At 47.7% G+C, this 13,957-nt stretch carries 13 protein-coding genes and 1 pseudogene; 8 read left to right on the top strand and 6 right to left on the bottom strand.

The window, feature by feature from the left end:
- Positions 1 to 24 precede the first annotated feature (24 nt).
- Together MKX46_RS09755 and MKX46_RS09750 are read right to left on the bottom strand one after the other, a co-directional pair.
- A complete protein-coding gene (locus MKX46_RS09755) occupies positions 25 to 1,116 on the bottom strand; it encodes a glycosyltransferase (protein ID WP_165148627.1) in 1,092 nt (363 codons plus the stop codon).
- Between the two features lie 198 nt (positions 1,117 to 1,314).
- Positions 1,315 to 2,718: pseudogene (locus MKX46_RS09750) on the bottom strand (NTTRR-F1 domain); the annotation flags it as partial.
- A 442-nt stretch (positions 2,719 to 3,160) separates the two neighbouring features.
- Here MKX46_RS09750 and MKX46_RS09745 point away from each other — a divergent pair.
- The 4 genes from MKX46_RS09745 to MKX46_RS09730 are packed head-to-tail and all read left to right on the top strand — an operon-like array spanning position 3,161 to position 7,327.
- Positions 3,161 to 4,276: an ABC transporter ATP-binding protein gene (locus MKX46_RS09745; protein ID WP_341039947.1), complete on the top strand. Its 1,116-nt coding sequence runs from the start codon at positions 3,161 to 3,163 to the stop codon at positions 4,274 to 4,276.
- Positions 4,273 to 4,995 carry an ABC transporter permease gene (locus MKX46_RS09740; RefSeq protein ID WP_029518315.1) on the top strand — a complete coding sequence of 241 codons (723 nt, stop codon included), beginning with the start codon at positions 4,273 to 4,275 and terminating at the stop codon, positions 4,993 to 4,995. Before MKX46_RS09745 ends, MKX46_RS09740 begins: the two co-directional genes overlap by 4 nt.
- 5 nt (positions 4,996 to 5,000) lie before the next feature.
- Positions 5,001 to 6,392, top strand: a complete 1,392-nt coding sequence (locus tag MKX46_RS09735; RefSeq protein WP_318628031.1) for a GldG family protein — start codon at positions 5,001 to 5,003, stop codon at positions 6,390 to 6,392.
- Complete coding sequence (locus tag MKX46_RS09730) at positions 6,389 to 7,327, top strand: DUF4340 domain-containing protein (RefSeq protein ID WP_340886283.1); 939 nt, start codon at positions 6,389 to 6,391, stop codon at positions 7,325 to 7,327. The genes MKX46_RS09735 and MKX46_RS09730 overlap by 4 nt, the downstream gene beginning before the upstream one ends.
- A 75-nt stretch (positions 7,328 to 7,402) precedes the next feature.
- Here the strand turns inward: MKX46_RS09730 and MKX46_RS09725 are convergent, their stop codons facing one another.
- Positions 7,403 to 7,600 (bottom strand): YvrJ family protein, encoded by a 198-nt coding sequence (locus MKX46_RS09725; protein WP_230585117.1) that lies wholly within the window; start codon positions 7,598 to 7,600, stop codon positions 7,403 to 7,405.
- Between the two features lie 192 nt (positions 7,601 to 7,792).
- Between MKX46_RS09725 and MKX46_RS09720 the strand changes: the two genes are divergently transcribed.
- From MKX46_RS09720 to MKX46_RS09710, 3 genes are read left to right on the top strand one after another with little or no spacing between them, the layout of a single operon-like run.
- A complete protein-coding gene (locus tag MKX46_RS09720; protein ID WP_341071210.1) occupies positions 7,793 to 8,149 on the top strand; it encodes a sigma-70 family RNA polymerase sigma factor in 357 nt (118 codons plus the stop codon).
- On the top strand, positions 8,092 to 8,334 hold the full coding sequence (locus MKX46_RS09715) for a helix-turn-helix domain-containing protein (protein WP_080658658.1): 243 nt from the start codon (positions 8,092 to 8,094) through the stop codon (positions 8,332 to 8,334). The genes MKX46_RS09720 and MKX46_RS09715 overlap by 58 nt, the downstream gene beginning before the upstream one ends.
- 54 nt (positions 8,335 to 8,388) lie before the next feature.
- On the top strand, positions 8,389 to 9,048 hold the full coding sequence (locus MKX46_RS09710) for a hypothetical protein (RefSeq protein ID WP_340933027.1): 660 nt from the start codon (positions 8,389 to 8,391) through the stop codon (positions 9,046 to 9,048).
- 73 nt (positions 9,049 to 9,121) lie between these two features.
- Here MKX46_RS09710 and MKX46_RS09705 read toward each other — a convergent pair whose 3' ends face one another.
- Positions 9,122 to 10,699: an esterase/lipase family protein gene (locus MKX46_RS09705; RefSeq protein WP_341071209.1), complete on the bottom strand. Its 1,578-nt coding sequence runs from the start codon at positions 10,697 to 10,699 to the stop codon at positions 9,122 to 9,124.
- Between the two features lie 194 nt (positions 10,700 to 10,893).
- On the opposite strand from MKX46_RS09705, the gene MKX46_RS09700 reads away from it, so the two are divergent.
- Complete coding sequence (locus MKX46_RS09700) at positions 10,894 to 11,907, top strand: YhcN/YlaJ family sporulation lipoprotein (RefSeq protein WP_039272635.1); 1,014 nt, start codon at positions 10,894 to 10,896, stop codon at positions 11,905 to 11,907.
- Positions 11,908 to 12,011: 104 nt separating this feature from the next.
- Here MKX46_RS09700 and nagA read toward each other — a convergent pair whose 3' ends face one another.
- A complete protein-coding gene (gene nagA / locus MKX46_RS09695; RefSeq protein ID WP_029518323.1) occupies positions 12,012 to 13,232 on the bottom strand; it encodes an N-acetylglucosamine-6-phosphate deacetylase in 1,221 nt (406 codons plus the stop codon).
- Positions 13,229 to 13,957 carry a glucosamine-6-phosphate deaminase gene (gene nagB, locus MKX46_RS09690; protein ID WP_029518324.1) on the bottom strand — a complete coding sequence of 243 codons (729 nt, stop codon included), beginning with the start codon at positions 13,955 to 13,957 and terminating at the stop codon, positions 13,229 to 13,231. The genes nagA and nagB overlap by 4 nt, the downstream gene beginning before the upstream one ends.

Raw genomic sequence — 13,957 nt, 5'->3', positions numbered from 1 at the left:
AAGGGGTGAGTGTGGGGGACATTTTTATTGGGGAGGATTCAGGATTGAGCTGAAGAACTGTCGATTATGCAGGACGTACGGGTCGTTGGGAATGTAAATGGCAGCTTGCTCGTTGTGCCAATTCGCACGTGTGTAATCCTTCATCCGAAAATGGCAAATGCATAGCTGGATATGAGGAAACCACGTTTGGTACGCGTCTTGTACCGGGCCCATCGTGTCGGGAGGATTCAGAGTGGTAGCCATGTCGTACCAGTAAATAGCTTTGGAGATCTCATTTTTATGCAAAAAATAATGACCCATCCGACAGCACAGATCAGCCCTGGGCGTATCGAAGGTCAAACTATGGAGAGCCGCCGTAATGCTTTGCTCCAGCTTGCCAAGCTGTTGTAGACAATCAGCCATTTTGCTACATGCACTAATCGCGTCCTCTGCCCAGCATTGTCCAGTATCCAGAAAATCCTGGTAAACCTGCACAGCCTGCTCATATCTTTTATTGTCTCTTAACTCGTTAGCGTAATAGTAGAGGTCACGAGGAGAGAAGGCATGACCTTGGGCGAGCAATTTCTCATAGATTCGCAGGTTTCGTCCTGGAGAGACCGTGTGTGTTCTAGTGTGAGTTATGGCGATATCGGCATGTTGAATATTCCCGTTTACGGCGAGGTACTCATGCACGGCTCCGTGCCAACGGAACCCGGCTGACCTTCTAACTAAGCGGTTTCGACGAAAATGTAGGGTGACATTGCCATGATCATCAAAGGCATAATGATAATTCATAGACACGGAATCCACGATTGGTGTGGCTGAGGAATCAAGGGTTTGCTTCAGCTCAAGCAGCTTGACGGCGTCCTGTTCCTTCAAAATATCATCGGCATCCAGCCAGAGAATGTATTCCTGCGTAGCTTGTTCAAACGAATAGTTACGTGCAAGGGCAAAATGATCTACCCATTCAAATGGAAAAATTCGATCTGTAAAGTTGCGACATATGTCAATGGTCTGATCCTGTGAACCCGTGTCCACGATGTTGATTTCATCCACAATAGGATGGATCGATTCCAGGCAACTGCCAATAGTATTTTGGTCATTTTTGACGATCATGCACAGGCTGATACTGATCAATTGAGTACCACTCCTTTGGGAACCTTCTAAGGATTCAGGTCGAACATAAAGCTTTATTTATCAAGAGGTCTGATTATAGAAGCCCTGCCGCAATCGCGGCAGGGCAAGGATGACAAAGCCTAAACGGGCTGTGCGGCTTTGTCGATAAGGTATGGTACGTCGCTTAAATATAATGTGGTAGAAAAAAGAACGTTAGAGTCCGGTAGGCCCTGTAGGTCCAGTCGGCCCCGTAGGTCCGGTAGGTCCAATCGGTCCTTGTGGACCAGTGTCTCCTGTTGGTCCAATCGGGCCAGTAAATCCAAGGCCAAACGGTCCGGTAGGTCCAGTCGGCCCTGTTGGTCCAGTCGGCCCTGTTGGTCCAGCGGGTCCCGTAGCGCCTGTGTCGCCAATAGGTCCGACAGGCCCGATAGGTCCAGCAGGTCCGGTAAAGCCAGTGGCACCCGTAGACCCGACAGGTCCGGTAACACCTGTGTCACCCGTGGCGCCTGTAGGTCCGACAGGTCCAGTAGCACCTGTATCACCCGTGGCACCCGTAGGCCCGACAGGTCCGGTAACACCAGTGTCACCCGTGGCGCCTGTAGGTCCGACAGGTCCAGTAGCACCTGTATCACCCGTGGCGCCTGTAGGTCCGACAGGTCCAGTAGCACCTGTATCGCCCGTGGCACCCGTAGGCCCAACAGGTCCGGTAACACCGGTGTCGCCCGTGGCGCCCGTAGGCCCAACAGGTCCGGTAACACCGGTGTCGCCCGTGGCGCCCGTAGGCCCAACAGGTCCAGTAGCACCTGTATCACCCGTGGCGCCTGTAGGTCCGACAGGTCCAGTAGCACCTGTATCGCCCGTGGCACCCGTAGGCCCAACAGGTCCGGTAACACCGGTGTCGCCCGTGGCGCCCGTAGGCCCAACAGGTCCGGTAACACCGGTGTCGCCCGTGGCGCCCGTAGGCCCAACAGGTCCGGTAACACCAGTGTCACCCGTGGCACCCGTAGGCCCAACAGGTCCGGTAACACCAGTGTCACCCGTAGGTCCGGCAGGTCCGCTAACGCCTGTAGCGCCTGTGGCACCCGCAGGCCCTGTAGCACCCGTAGGCCCGGCAGGTCCGGCTGGGCCCACAGCTCCAGCTGCACTTGCTTTAACAAGAGCAATAGAATCAATGGCTACATCAGCAGTGTTAGCCAAGGCATTTTTACTAATAACCAAAAAGGCAAAGGCTGCGTTGGCTGGAACAGGAGCTGTTACTTCATACAGGCTTTGCCATGTTCCGTTCACAGCGTCTGGCAATGTGCCTGCGCTCAAATAGGTAGTCAGCCCCGTGCTAAGGAAGCTAAAGGTTGCGTCATAGTAATACAGAAAAATGTTAACTTGAGGACTGGACAGGCTTCCTATTTTTGCAGCTGAGAGGCTTAATGTATAGCTTTCGCCTGGTGCAGCAAAAACGACCTGGGAAAGAGATGCATCTACTGCGCCTCCTGTCAGGATCGCACTATAAAAGTTTGTCTTTTTTACGGATAAGTTAGTGACGGTCACATTTGCAGCGTTCCAAAAAAGGGTAGATCCAGTCTCGAAGTCGCCGTTATTAACTAGATTGGTAAATAGTACGGTCATCGTTTTTTATACACTCCCTTCACACGTTGTAATGATAGTAGATGCGAATCCACGCCGTGGCGAACCGTACAAGTTTACGAGGGCAGATGCGCATTTCCATGTTCACATTTTAGACACATTATTTTAAGCTTCTATTTAAGTGACGTTAAGCTGGAGTTATATGTGGGGGGGTATCATTAGAGTTTAAAAGTGTAGCATGAGGCGAGGAGAGACCGTTTCGCGAAGGCTTTGGGCTTCCGATCGCTGGTGCTTCTCCAGCTCCAAACCCTCCGCTCCACTGCTACCCGCTACTCATGCAACATTTTAGGTGGGAGAGTAGTAGGATGAGAGCGCTCGCCCAAAGATTGATTTGGTCGTCCAAATCTATCGCTATGGAGTTTTTTTGATATGTGTGTGTAGTTCGATATGATTTGTCAATACGATAAAGGAAAGGGTGGAACATGTGCTCAAAGTACAGCAGGTGAGCAAGTGGTATGAGGGCAACCGGGGTGTACATAAGCTTGATTTTGAAATGCAGCGCGGTGAAATTGTTGGTTTCCTGGGGCCGAATGGTGCGGGTAAAACGACGACGATGCGCATGATTACAGGGTATCTTCAACCCAACGAGGGAGTGGTTACGATTGATGGTATCCCGATTCAGGATAAGGGTAGACTGGCCCGTTCCAAAATCGGTTATCTGCCGGAGACGCCCCCTTTGTATGAGGATATGTCCGTAAGATCCTATTTGAAGTTTGTAGCTAGTATTCGTGACGTGCCTGCTAGAGAGCAGAAGCTGCGTATTTCGGAGATGATTTCCAGGCTAGGACTGAATGGGCGGGAAAAACAATTAGTCCGCAGTTTGTCCAAAGGGTATAAACAGCGCTTGGGACTGGCAGGTGCGATTATTCATAACCCGGATTTACTGGTGCTCGATGAACCGACCTCGGGTTTGGACCCCAATCAGATTTTGGAGATTCGTCAGCTCATTCAGGAGATTGGCGAAAATCATACGGTATTGCTTAGCACACATATATTGCCTGAGGTGGATGCGTTATGCAATCGTGTTCTCATCATTCATGAAGGGAAACTGGTCATGGATGGGCGCCCTGACACGCTCGGCGGTTCGATGGAAGATGGATTCAAGGTGAAGGTAGAGGTTAAAGGCAAGCGTGAGCAGGTGATGGATGTCCTTCGTACTTGGGGAAAAGTAGAGGTTGAATCTATGGCGACCACGCTGCCTTCAGCGAACACGGAGCTAAGTGCCGCAGAGTCAGATATGACTGGATTGCTACTCACAGGAGCCTCCGGTGAGGATTTTCGCGAAGAACTATTTTATGTGCTGTCTGATGCGAAGCTTCCGATTTTGGAGATGAAAAAAGAAAGCCTTAGCTTGGAAAATATCTTCCAGCAGTTAACGACACGCGAGACGGAAGAAGGTCAGGTCGACGATCCAGCAGTACAAGACCTACATTCCTCGAAGAATGCAGCCCCTACGGCTATCACGGTGGAGCATGGAGATGCTGCGTCCGGGGACGATAAGGCCGAAGAAGATAAGGATACAGGAGGTAATCGGTCATGAGGCGTTTGTTCGCGGTTTGTCAAAAAGAGCTGCAAGCCTATCTGTGGACACCAACGACCTATTTTGCGCTTGCAGTGTACATGCTGCTGACGGGGTTACTTTTTTATACCAATTTTGTTATGTATCAGCCAAGCATTCTGGACTATCGGCTGGTACTCGGTGACACCTTGTCCATGCTGGTGTTCGTCGTCCCATTGCTCACGATGAGGCTGGTTGCGGAGGAATTCAGGCAAGGTACGGATGAACTGCTGCTTACCTCACCTGTGAGTGTGACGGAAATGATCGTGGGTAAATTTTTAGCGTCGTTGGGCATGTTGCTCATATTAGTGCTGTGCAGTCTAGCGTATCCGGTCGTGATGTCCTTTTATGGGTCGCTGGATTGGACGCTGGTATTAACATCTGTGATCGGTCTGTTTATGCTTGGCGCAGCCATGATGGCGATCGGCTTATTCGCTTCGACGCTTTCACAGCATCAGATGATGTCAGCGGTCGTCAGTTTTATTATTTTACTTGTGTTCTGGATGCTGGATTCGTTTGGTGGACAGACGGGTGCATCTGCGGCGGTACAGCAATGGCTGGAACCTTTTTCACTAACCGCACGGTTTGACAGTTTCACCAAAGGATTGCTGAATGGAGCCGATGTGATGTACTACGTGACGGTGGCGGTACTCTTTTTGCTATTCAGCATCCAAGTGGTTGAACGGAAACGGTGGAGGTAATGAATATGAAAAAATGGCTGGGTCATACCAATAGTGTGGTACTATCGATTGCTGCTGTAGGGATTTTTATTTTATTGACGTTATTTCTGCGTTCGCTGGGTGGCTTTCAACTGGATCTGACGGCAGGGAAGCAGTATACGCTGTCTGACCAAACGTTGACGACCATCCAGGATGTAAAGGAAGACGTACGATTGATTGCCTTTACCGTATCCACCTCGCAAAATCAGAAGCTGAACCGGGATGTTACGGATATGCTGAATGAATACGCCAAGCGTAACAGCAAGCTCAAGGTCGAGCAATACGATCTGAATCAGGAACCGATACTGGCCAAGCAATATGGTGTTACTGCAGCGTCTATTGTGTTGGTGCAGGGGGAGAAGAAACGGGTTATAGATATTGGGAGTCTATTTACGCAAGCTCAGGGGAGTGGTGAAGGGGCATACCAATTTACGGGGGAAGAAAAGCTGACGAGTGGATTGTTGGGATTATCATCTACCCGTCAAGGAAAAGTGGCCTTTCTAACTGGACATGAGGAAATCCCATTGTCCCAAATGACTGAATTAAGTAGCTCACTGTCACAAGATAATGTGAAAACAGAGGAAGTTCAGCTCAATCAGGCGGGTAGTGTACCCAAAGATGCGTCTGTATTGGCTATTGTTGGACCAGAACGTGATATCAGTGCAACAGAACTGAAGAGTATTCGTACGTATCTGAATGGTGGCGGAAAGCTTTTTATGGCACTAGGCTTTCACCCGAACATGGGGTCCGATTGGAAAAACCTTGATGCATTAGCGGCTGATTATGGAGTGAAGGACACTCATGCCATCGTGGTGGATCAAGAACAGACGAATACACTTGGACCGCTATGGACGGTTCCTACCTTCGGCAGTCATGCGATCACCGATAAGTTGGCGGCTTCCAATCTGTACCCTGTTCTTTCATTGTCTATTGCTTTGCAGGCAGGAGAGCAGAAGGATTGGAAGTCGACGCTTTTGATGAAATCTTCTGGAGCTAGCTATGGTGAAACGAATATCCAAGGTCTGCTGAACAACGAAACACAGAAGGATGACAAGGACCCGCAGGGGCCGCTGGATCTCGGTTATGCGGTAGAAGGGAAAGACGGCAAGCCCAAAGCCGTTATTCTCGGAACGTCTGCCCTCTTAAGCGACACTGAGATCGGCACAGGAGGCAATCGAGACTTTGTGCTGAACAGTCTGAATTATGTGCAGGAGCATTCTGATGGGCTCACTATTCGTCCTCGTCAGGAGCAGGATTATAAGGTAGCTTACTTGACTCCTGCACAAGCGAAAACGATATTGACCATATCTGTCATCGGATTGCCGTTGCTGTTCGCGGTCATCGGAATCTTATTATGGTGGAGGCGAAGAAGAGCATGAGAAAATGGATACCCACAGTGCTGCTGTTAGTTGTATTGGGAGCGGGGATAATCTATGCAAAGAGCCAAAACTTTTTTCATGAACAAGCGCCGGCTGCTCGTCAGCTGATTCAGCTTACGCAAGAGAATATTACGTCTTTCGCAATCACTGGAAAGGACGGCAAGTCGGTGGAACTTGAACAACATGATGGCCAATGGAGTATGAGCAAGCCACGGACTTGCCCGCTAAACCAATATACAATAGACAATTGGCTAGCGGCGATTCAAAATGTAAAGTTGGGTGAAGTGGTGGAATCTTCCCCTACAGACGTAGCCAAATATGGGATCTCCGCTACCCATGATCAGATTGAGATAAAGACCAAGCAGGGTGACGTTCGTACCTTTGCTTTCGGTGAAACGTTGCCTTCCGGAGATGCTGTTTATGTATTATCAGACAAAAAAGAGATAGCTTCTGTACCTATAGATACTCTTTCAGGGTTATTGCTGGGTGCTGAAGATTTTATAGATACAACGCCGTTCGATTGGGACGATACCAAGCTGAGCGGAATAGAGTGGGAAGGCCAAAATGCTTCATGGATGCTCAAATCCTCCGGTAACAGCGGGACCGGAGACAGTGCCTCCACATCTTGGACGCTGAACGGAAAGTCAGTAGCTAGTGACACGGCGACTTCCCTCTCGCAGCAGATCAAAAACCTGACTAGCAGTCAGGCCTTGCGCAAAGCCTCTGAGCTGAGCAAGCCTGTCCACCGCTTTACGCTAAGTGTATCGCTGGGTAAGGATGATTCCCAGCTGGTCTATCAGGGCTGGACGCTTAAAGATGATCCAGATACCGTATGGGTTGTACCGCCACAAAGTAACTGGGCTTATGGTCTGTCAGTATCTGACGTAAACCGTACTGAACAGAATGACCACGACCAAGCTCAGGCTGGAAAATAACCATTAGTAATTAAATTAGCTGCACAAAGAGGCTCCAACGGCGGATGATCGTCGTCTGGAGCTTCTTTGTGTTTGTTATTCGTCAGGTTTGCTGCTTTTGGAAGAAGAGTTGTTAGTGTCGTTTAAATCTTGGATTACTTGAATCAGCTCATGAAGTGAGACGTCCAGCTTATCCAGCTTTTCCTCCATCGTGTGCAGGATGTGCCGCAACAAAATAAAACAAAGTCCAGCCGGAAAGCCTACGTTGGTAACCAGAGAAAGAGCATCATCCATTTGCAATGTATTCCCTCCTTTTTAGCCATATATAAAGGAAGGTAAATTAAACGAACCATATACAACCGATTGTAAAAATAGTATAATAAATAAGAACAAATGTTCTGTTTTTGGTTGTAAAATAGGTTTGGAAATTACCCTATAGTATGAGGATTAGAAAAAGTCAAATCCAAAGAGAAAGGGTGATTTACAATGGATCAGTCTCAGCTAACATTGGTAGAACAATATCGAAAGAAACTGTACCGCATTGCCTGGAGAATCCAGTATCGTGCTCGGGTACAAACCAATCATGAATTTGTAATGGAAAAGAACGAATCCGTCAGTGGCCCATCTTTTACAGAATCTTCAAACTCTCATATGTACACATTACAGCTTATCAACTCTCTATCTTCTGAGATCGGAAAAATGATCATCTTTGACCTTTACATACTAGATAAAACCGAAGCACAGATTGCAAAAGAGTTAAAGCTATCCCAACAGGCGGTGAATAAATGGAAAAAGAAAATGCTGAAAGAGTTATTTCGGATGCTGAGTTCGTCCAATTGCTAAAATTAGTACAAAGTGGAGATCAGGAGGCCATGTATAGGATACTTCAATTGTTCGAGGAAGACATTCAAAAGACCAGTCGATATATTCGTATGTCCCGTGAAGATGCTGTCCAAAGCATTGTGACTGATTTTATAGAAGAACTGCGACAAGAGTTAAAGACAGTGAAAAGTGGACAATGGATATAGCCTTGGCTATCCTTATCCGTAGGTTTACTTATTTAACGGAGGGCTTATAAGTTTATGATTGATAACAGGGCTTCTTTTGAGAAAAGTATGAAGATGTACCCAGTCAACAGTATTCGTTCCAATGTCATCATTCTTGTTTTATTACTGTTAGATCTGTTTCTGGTTATCCCCTTAGTGGGAAATCCATACATTGCAGTTTACGTGTATGTACTGTTGCCACCGATTGTTTTGATAAACATTTGGGCTCTAGTACTGGTCATCATGCCACGCAAATTGCAATTGAATTACATTTTATTCCGTGGTGTATTTGGTTTGATTTGTTCTATGGGCTTCATGATCATGACACAAAAGTTTGCTTATGGCATGTTGGGTCTGGATACTTCATGGTATTTTATAGGTTCTTTTGCCCTTTATGGAGTCGCTTTGTATTACTTTATAAAATATAATTTGGCGAAATTCAAAGATCCTTCAAAACATAAGAAGAAACCAAAAGTTAAGAAAAAAAACAAGAGAGCGCCTCTAGTGACGATCACCACATTTACTGGGGCTGGTTATCTGATAGCGAATGTTTCCCTCGGATTTGCTACACAACAATTAGTTGCCACAGTATTGATCAGTGTATACTCCATGCTGGCATTTGTTCTTTTTCATTTTATTATGGATTTACACCGCTACTATTGGCTTCATAAGCTGAGGAATCAGACAACAGATTGAACACAATGAAAAAAAAGCCTGCAAATGCCCCAACTTAATAGGGATTCGCAGGCTTTTTAGGCTGTAGATTTATTTAGTCGACATACTTGTTGCCGTCTGCATCAATATAAATGGATTGAACAGCTGTACGGCGGTACGGATAACCTGCCTCTGTGGTGCCGCTAATTTCATAGGTTACAGAATAGATGCCGGGCTTGTCCGCTTTGGATAGCTCAATTTGCCCATTAGGTTTAACCGTTTTTTGCTGTGCCGTCAAACCTTTAGGTGCAGAAGTGACTCCTTGCTGCGGATCACCATAATATTGAACTTGGTAGGTGACTTGTGTCACGCTGTCCGGGGAATCCTGTGTTTTCAGGTTTAGCTTCGGACCCACTGCATTCAGATTGTATTTCAGTTCAGGAACTTGAACAGCCTGGTAACGTGCAATCAGGAGATACGCTCCTTGATCAGGAACTGTGACGTTCAGTTTATAGGTGCCCGGTTTTGGATTTTGAATGACGGCGTTATGATGCCAGGCACCAGCAAAAATATCGTCATCATAGCCTGCTTTCAGATTAATAATTTCACTAGTACCGTCAGGCTTGGTTAGTTCCAGCTGACTCACACGTTTATCGCTGATCCAGTCCAGATCAATGGATTTGACACCATTTTCAACAGTCAGGGTTTCTGAGGCTTGTCCATTATAATCGCCGCCTCGAATAAAGTATGAATTGTCGATCTCGCTATAGGTGGCTTGTACAGCAGAAGCAGTCAGGGAAGATGCTGAAAGTGATTCAGTTTCCTGATTCAATGCTGGAGTGTTTGCTTGGAGGTAGGGTTGGATCAGGGAGAAAACGTAGGAGCCAGTACGAACCTTGGCATGATCCCAAGATCCGACTTTAACTACACGTCCGCCGGGAAGCTTAGCGTTGTCGACTGTGACCACTCCATCATTCTTACCAAAGGATGAGAGGTAAAGTCCGCCCATTATGTAGGAAGCAGTGCCGCCAGACCAGTTATCACCAGCAAACGTGAAGAATGGAATTGTAGTCGCATTACTGAGTGCATCGGTCTTGGATCGGAAATACTTCATATAAGATGTTTGTAAAGTGGAGGTACCGGGATTTTGTGAGCCGACGATATCTGCCAGCCATCCGGCCCAGCTACTGTAGGCGAGATCTGCAAGTTGTGAGCCATGATGAGGACTGCTGAGGGTGATGACACGTTGTACATAGGGAGCGGCTCCGTTATATACGAGAGCGGTTTGAGTATCCACTCCACCTTTGCTGTGGGCGATAACGATAAGTTTTTTTCCAAAGTGATTACTGATGACCTTAATTTTGTCGGCCAGAAGCTTACCATTGTCCCACATATCTTGGGAGGTGCCATTTGTATCGTACAGATTAATGGTGGCTGTCTGGTATCCGGCGTCACGTGCACGCTGAAGCATATCGTTATTATTCTTGGTCCAGACTTCAGCACTACTGTTCAAACCATGTACGAACAAAAGTGCTGGCTTGGTAGGATCAACGCGATTAGGTGGTGGGCCTTCTACCCAGCTTCCAGCGGGATCTTTCGGGGGTTGGGGGGTAGTGGAACCTGCAAAAGCGCCGACGGGGACAAGAGTTATTGATAACAAAAAAATGAGCATTAAAACAGTGATCTTTTTCAAACTGAAAATCCTCCTTTGTAAAATAAAGTATTTTTCAAGCTTATTATACATGCCATCTTGTGGTAAATCATCAATTGTATTTCATATTTACATTAAAATTTTATTTTTTTAGTCATTTTTTAGTCAGGATATCCCCATGATCCATGGCGCATGATAATCTCGTCACACATTTTATATGTATGGAGGATGAGTTCATGCCAGGAACTAAGAAGGTCATTAGTTTGACGATTTCTGCTGCTTTACTTGCAAGCATGGCTACTTTGACAGGATGTGGGACTGCGAATCATAACGTCCGCACGAACGCTACCCGCTATAACGCACAAAGCACGCACCATATGGATGGAGTGAATCGTTATGGCTTGGATGGTGTGAACCGTAATGGTATGGATGGTGTGAACCGTAATGGTATGGATGGTGTGAATCGTTATGGGGTTAAGTCGAATGGTATGGACGGGATGTCATTGAATGAAAATGGCAACCGAACCGGACATCCAGTCCGTAATCTGCAAGTCGATCGCAATTTGTCCAAACGTATATCCGAGATGCCGGATGTAAAGTCTGCGACAGTGCTGGTCGGTGAACGACATGCCTATGTAGCCGTTTCCTTGAAAGACCAAGCCAACGGAACAGGTGTCGGTGCTCCAAGTATTGACGGTACTCCAAGTGCAAACAGTACTGGACGTAACGGGAATGTACCGAGTGTGAATGGCGTTAATGGCACTAGAGGAAACCGTACTACGGATACTACAACGCCTGGAATGACAGACAATGGAGTTACCGGGAATGGAACACCTGCGCGTCGTGATGACGGTTTATTTGGTACGATGGGTACAGGATCGTACGGTATGTTGCGTGGCTTAACGGACAACAACAATCGCACAGATAACGGAAACACCACAATCGAGGGAGCAAGAACTGCATATGAACCAAGTGATGCAGTCAAGAGCCGTATCGCGAATAAAGTGAAGCAATTTGCACCTTCGATTGAACAGGTACATGTATCCGCTAACCCGGACTTTGTCAAACAAGCCACTGACTTTACACACAGTGTGCAAAATGGTCATCCGATTAGAGGCTTGAGCAATGGTATGATGGATGTAATTGAACGTGTATTCCCGACCTCGGCGGCTGATACAAACCGTCCAATGAATAATACAGCACCCACACGTCCACAAAATCATACCCCTGCCCCGATGAATCATCGCTAATTCAAACCCTATAATTGTGCAATGCCAAAGAAAGAGCTATCCATCTCAGCGAATACGCTGGTGGATAGCTCTTTAGTTTTGGGGGAATGATAACTATAACTGAATTATTTGCGCAATCCTTTAATCCATACGCCTTGCAGCTTTAAGTCTCCATCCAGTAACAGGATATCTGCTTGTTTACCTGCTTCAAGCGAACCTGTACGATCAGCAATGTGCAAGGATCGAGCCGGATTCAGGCTGGCCATTTGTGATGCCGCAGGAATACTCATACCCACGTGTTGAACCAAATACCGGAAGCCTTCAATCATCGTTAGTGTGCTTCCGGCCAATGTGACGCCATCCTCCAGTCGTGCTACATCGCCCTGCACAATCACTGGCAAATCGCCGAGTGTATATTTCCCGTCTTCGAGACCAGTAGCAGACATGGCATCGGTGATGAGAATGAGATTATGATCCTGTTTTAACCTAGCGAGCAGGGAAATGGCGGCGGGATGCACATGAATGCCGTCCGCGATGATTTCTGCTTCAATGCGCGGATCAGCAAGTACGGCTCCGGCGGCTCCCGGCTTGCGATGATGCAACGGAGTCATCGCATTAAACGCATGCACCGCATGGTTCAGCCCTGCCGTCGCTGCCTGTTCAACCTCTTCATACGTAGCATCCGTATGACCGAGAGCTGCGGTAATGCCATGGCTGCGCAGCCATGCAATCAGTTCCAGCGCTCCTTCCCGTTCGGGCGCAAGCGTGAGCTGGCGAACAAGGCCCGGGTAGCGCTGCTCCCATTCTGCTACCCATGAGAGATTCGGTGGCACGATATGTTCCGGGTTTTGCGCTCCCGGCCACTTCGGACTGATGAACGGTCCTTCCAAATGTACGCCCTCCAGTTGTGCATATGGCATAGGTAGTGCCATGTATGCGTGAACTTCACTCAATACCCGGTCAATCTGTTCCTTGGGCGCGGTCATCGTGGTAGCCAGCATAGCTGTCGTACCTTGTGAACAGTGAAAGGAGGTGATCGTATCCAGCACCCTCGGATCGGAGTCCATAAAGTCCTCACCGTCCCCGCCGTGAACATGAATATCAATAAAGCCTGGCAGCAGATAGCCTCCTTCCAAACGCACAATTTTGGCGGTTTTCGCTGCGATTTCTTCCTGATTTGCGAAGACTAACGCTGTCCAATCGGCGGGCAAATTCGCTTCTGAACCAGCGTATACAATGGATTGCCCCTCAATGACGACAACCCCTTTTTCAATGATGTCATTCCCAACGACAACTTGCCCATACAGTAGCTGGGGTACGGTACCACTCATTTCATCTGACTTCAATTGAACCATTCTCCTGCCTCCTGATCTAATAAAATAAGTACGTTGGGATGGCATTGCAGCAGGGAAGCCGGACACGCTGTCGTGACGGGTCCAGTTAAAGCCTGCTTTATAATGTCAGCCTTATCCGCACCAAAAGCCACCAGTATAATTTGCTTCGCCTTAAGAATCGTGCCTACTCCCATCGTAACTGCTTGCCTGGGTACAGCATCTATTTCGCCAAAAAATCGAGCATTCGCCGAACGCGTACTTTCTTTTAAATCTACAACATGTGTAGCTCCAGCCAAGCTGTGACCAGGTTCGTTAAAGCCGATATGTCCATTATGACCAATGCCAAGCAATTGCAGATCCACGGGGCCATGATCCAGAATAGCCTGCTCGTGCGCTGCACATTCTGCTGCCAGATCCAGTGCATTCCCGTCAGGGACACGTGTGTGGGGTATCGGAATATCAATATGTTGGAACAAGTGCTCATTCATAAAGCTTCGATAGCTCTGCGGATGTTCTGGGGGAAGACCAACATACTCATCAAGATTCACGGAATAGGCGCGTGCAAAACTGACCTGTCCCTTGCGGTACATATCTGCAAGATGTCGGTAAATGCCAATCGGCGTACTACCGGTGGCCAGGCCAAGCATGGCCTGTGGTTTGGATTGCAGCAAGCTAGCGATCACAGCGGCGGCAGTAGCGTTCAGGTCTTCACGGCTGTTCAAAATGCGTATGTTCAT

This window comes from Paenibacillus sp. FSL P4-0113 (genome assembly GCF_038009305.1).
Classification (GTDB): Bacteria; Bacillota; Bacilli; order Paenibacillales; family Paenibacillaceae; genus Paenibacillus; species Paenibacillus polymyxa_D.
This window is presented reverse-complemented; position numbering and strand designations above follow the sequence as displayed.